The following is a 3,777-nucleotide window of genomic DNA, read 5'->3' as shown; positions in this document are numbered from 1 at the left end:
GCTCCACTTTCCGCTTTTACGTACTCATACACCCCTGCCGGACAGTAGCGCGACTCCGGGCCCGCATATTGGGCGAGATTCACGTTGACCGGCACGCTCGGATCTTTCAGCGTCAAGTGCGCTGGCTGTTCTTCCGCATGGTTGGTGTTCGAGATGAAGACGGAAGACAGACGATCGAAAGTAAGCTTGTTGTCCGGCTTCGGATAAACGATCGGCTTGAACTCGGATGCCGGACGCAGATACTCATGATCGGCCTTGGTACTGCGCAAGGTCCAGGGTGCCTTGCCACGGAAAATGAGCTGATCGATGCCGGCCATCGCGGTGCCGACATAGAATCCCTTGCCAAGCCAGGGCTTAAAGTTGCGGGCAGTGTAAAGCTCATCGTACAGCCAGGACTTTTCGAAGGCGGCCGGATACGCAGACAACTCATCGGCGGAGCGGCCGGCGCCCAGCGCATCGTAAACCGCCTCGGCTGCCAGCATGCCGGTCTTGATCGCTGCATGGCTGCCTTTGATGCGAGGCATGTTCAGGAAGCCCGCGTCGCACCCGATCAGCGCACCGCCCGGGAAGACGAACTTCGGCAACGATTGCAGACCGCCTGCGGTAATCGCACGCGCACCATAGGAAATGCGTTTCCCGCCTTCAAAGAATTTGCGGATTTCCGGATGTGTCTTGTAACGCTGGAATTCTTCAAACGGCGACAGGTAAGGATTCTCATAGGCCAGGCTGACGACAAAACCGACCGCAACCTGGTTATTTTCGAGATGGTAAAGGAAGGATCCGCCGACCGTGTTTTTGTCCAGCGGCCATCCGGTCGTGTGCACCACCAAACCGGGCCGGTGCATCTTCGGATCGATTTCCCACAATTCCTTGATGCCGATGTTGTAGGTCTGAGGTGCGCGGCCTTCGTCCAGATTGAACTTGCTGATCAGCTGCTTGCCCAGATGACCCCGCGAGCCTTCCGCAAAGAAAGTGTATTTTGCATGCAGCTCCATGCCGAGCTGGAAGGCATCGGTGGGATTGCCATGACGGTCAATCCCCATGTTCCCAGTAGCAACGCCTTTTACAGAACCGTCGTCGTTATACAGAATCTCTGCCGCCGGAAATCCCGGGAATATCTCCACGCCGAGCGCTTCGGCCTGCTGGCCCAGCCAGCGGACCACGTTGGCAAGCGAGATTACATAATTGCCGTGATTGTGGAACGCCGCCGGTACAGTGAAATCCGGCATCTTGATCGCCTTGGTTTCGGTCAGAACGTAGATGCGATCTTCCGAAACCGGCATGTTCAATGGGGCGCCCATCTCTTTCCAGTTGGGGAACAATTCGTTCATGGCGATCGGGTCCATGACGGCGCCCGACAGGATATGCGCACCGACTTCGCCTCCTTTTTCAAGGACGCAGACGGATACATCGTTACCTTTTTCGGCGGCAAGTTGTTTGAGGCGGATAGCGGCTGATAAGCCTGCCGGTCCTCCTCCCACGATGACGACGTCATACTCCATCGCTTCACGCGGACCGTATTGTTCTAGGATGCTCTGGTTATGGCTTTGCGTCATGGTCTCACCACCGTAAATGATATTATCGAACGAGTGTGCTAATTGTCGTGGATTTTGCTGGAGAATGCTAGTCCGGCATCTTTTTGCTGCAGGCCCAACTAAGCTTAAATGACGCTCGGAAGCGTTATCTCAAGCCTGGTAGATGCATCATTCTAATCGCCCTGCATTCATGCAATCATAGCGCCTCGATATGCCAAGTCCATCGGACTTCCCAATCACCACAAGGAGAACTAAAAGTATGGAGCTGAATTTTGACGGAAAAGTTGCTTTGGTCACCGGCGCATCCAGCGGCCTTGGCGCACGTTTCGCCAAGGTGCTGGCCGAAGCCGGTGCGCAGGTGGTGCTTGCATCGCGTCGTGTGGAGCGTCTGAAAGAGCTGCGCGCGGAAATCGAGTCCGCCGGCGGAGCGGCACATGTGGTCACGCTTGACGTGACCGATTACGCCAGCATCAAGGCAGCAATCGCCCATGCCGAAACCGAGGCGGGACCCATCGACATACTTGTCAACAATTCCGGAGTTTCCACGACTCAACGCCTGGTTGATGTTACCCCCGAAGACTACGCATTCGTGATGGATACCAATCAGCGAGGCGCATTTTTCGTGGCGCAGGAAACCGCAAAGCGCATGATCGCCCGTGCGAAGGGCGACCCGAAAAAACAGCATCGCATCATCAACATTGCGTCAGTGGCTGGGCTGCGGGTCCTGCCCCAGATCGGCATCTATTGCATGAGCAAGGCTGCGGTAGTGCATATGACCAAATCGATGGCCGTGGAGTGGGGCAGGTACGGCATCAATGTCAATGCGATCTGCCCAGGCTACATCCGTACCGAGATCAATAACGAACACTTCAACAGCGAGCAGGGCCAGACACTCATCAATATGCTGCCGCGCAAGCGCATCGGCACGCCCGAAGATCTGGACGGCTTGCTGCTGCTCCTCGCCGCAGAGGAATCCCGCTTTATCAACGGTGCGATCGTGACGGCCGATGACGGCATGAGTGCGCAGTAAGCAACCTGGCATTCCGATAATTTGGAGCTTTCAGGACTATGTCTGAAAAAAAGTTAGTGCACACGATGCGCATGGCGATCCGCTGGGGTGACATGGATGCGATGGGACATGTCAACAATACTGTCTACTTCCGCTACCTCGAGTCGGCACGTATTGACTGGTTCACCCAGATTGGCTGCGAGCCGGATCCGGCCGGTGACGGGCCGGTCATCATCAACGCCCACTGCACCTTCATCAAACAGCTGAAGTATCCAGGCGACATCGAGGTACTTACCTATGTCGGGCCGCCCGGGCGCTCGAGTTTCGAAACGATTCAGGAAATACGCCGGGTCGATCAGCCGGAAATACTGGCTGCGCAAGGCGGCGCAAAGGTGGTATGGGTCAACTTTCCTTCGGAAAAGTCAACGCCTCTTCCGGACAATATCAAGGAATTGCTCGCCTGATGCCTGGCTGCTGTTAGACCGTTACACCGACCAGCCGATGGACCAGTTCGCTGGACGTCGCCGCATCGAACTTCCGCATCAGCTTCGCACGGTGCATCTCCACCGTGCGAGGGCTGAGGCCGATTTGGCGGGCTATCAACTTGCTGGTCTTTCCTTCCACCAGCAGCGCGGCAATTTCTCTTTCACGCGGCGTCAGTTCCGCAGTCACGGGACGCTTGGCACTCAAATCCTCAAATGTCCAGATGCCTGCCGCATGCGGGTCGTTATGGATCAATGCGCGGCCGCTTACATGGCACCAGAATAGCTCCTGATTCGACCGTTTCATAATCCGTTCGTCCGAATACACGCCTTTCGCGCTCATGATCGGCACGATGCGGGCGCCGGTACGCTCGAATTCGTCGATTGTCGGATAAAGGATGCGGAACGATTCACCGATCAACTGGTCGGGCAAATAGCCGAACATTGCCGCCAGTGCATTGTTGCAGGCATGGATGACCCGATGTTCGGACACGCACATGCCCACGGGAGCATGGAGAAAAATGGCTTCGTAGTTGACTGGATTTGGTGCGCTCATGAAGTCTGCTGCGACCTGTTGGATAAAATTGGTATTTTTACGGTATTGTGCCGGCTAGTCCATCATCATATGCTGGCGGGCAAGTTAGGCACCTTACAACAAAAGGGGTTGGTATGAACAAAGTTTATCCTGATGCGACTGCAGCGCTGGCCGGCATCATCAAAGACGGCCAAACCATCGCAGTAGGCGGTTTCG

General features: G+C 55.8%; 4 protein-coding genes and 1 pseudogene. 3 read left to right on the top strand and 2 right to left on the bottom strand.

Annotated features, from left to right (window positions below):
• On the bottom strand, window positions 1-1,556 hold a 1,556-nt coding region (locus tag VGU61_RS22435), incomplete at its 3' end, for an electron-transfer flavoprotein:ubiquinone oxidoreductase (protein WP_326861539.1).
• 238 nt (window positions 1,557-1,794) lie between these two features.
• Here VGU61_RS22435 and VGU61_RS22430 point away from each other — a divergent pair.
• Window positions 1,795-2,565 (top strand): SDR family oxidoreductase, encoded by a 771-nt coding sequence (locus VGU61_RS22430; RefSeq protein WP_326861538.1) that lies wholly within the window; start codon window positions 1,795-1,797, stop codon window positions 2,563-2,565.
• Between the two features lie 38 nt (window positions 2,566-2,603).
• Window positions 2,604-3,008, top strand: a complete 405-nt coding sequence (locus tag VGU61_RS22425) for a thioesterase family protein (RefSeq protein ID WP_326861537.1) — start codon at window positions 2,604-2,606, stop codon at window positions 3,006-3,008.
• Between the two features lie 13 nt (window positions 3,009-3,021).
• Here VGU61_RS22425 and VGU61_RS22420 read toward each other — a convergent pair whose 3' ends face one another.
• Window positions 3,022-3,582 carry a PAS and helix-turn-helix domain-containing protein gene (locus VGU61_RS22420; RefSeq protein ID WP_326861536.1) on the bottom strand — a complete coding sequence of 187 codons (561 nt, stop codon included), beginning with the start codon at window positions 3,580-3,582 and terminating at the stop codon, window positions 3,022-3,024.
• Between the two features lie 113 nt (window positions 3,583-3,695).
• Here VGU61_RS22420 and VGU61_RS22415 point away from each other — a divergent pair.
• Window positions 3,696-3,777: pseudogene (locus tag VGU61_RS22415) on the top strand (succinyl-CoA--3-ketoacid-CoA transferase); the annotation flags it as partial.

The organism is Noviherbaspirillum sp. (assembly GCF_035944575.1).
GTDB lineage: Bacteria > Pseudomonadota > Gammaproteobacteria > Burkholderiales > Burkholderiaceae_D > Noviherbaspirillum.
The sequence above is the reverse complement of the archived record's forward strand: the minus strand, read 5'-3'. Positions and strand labels throughout refer to the sequence as shown.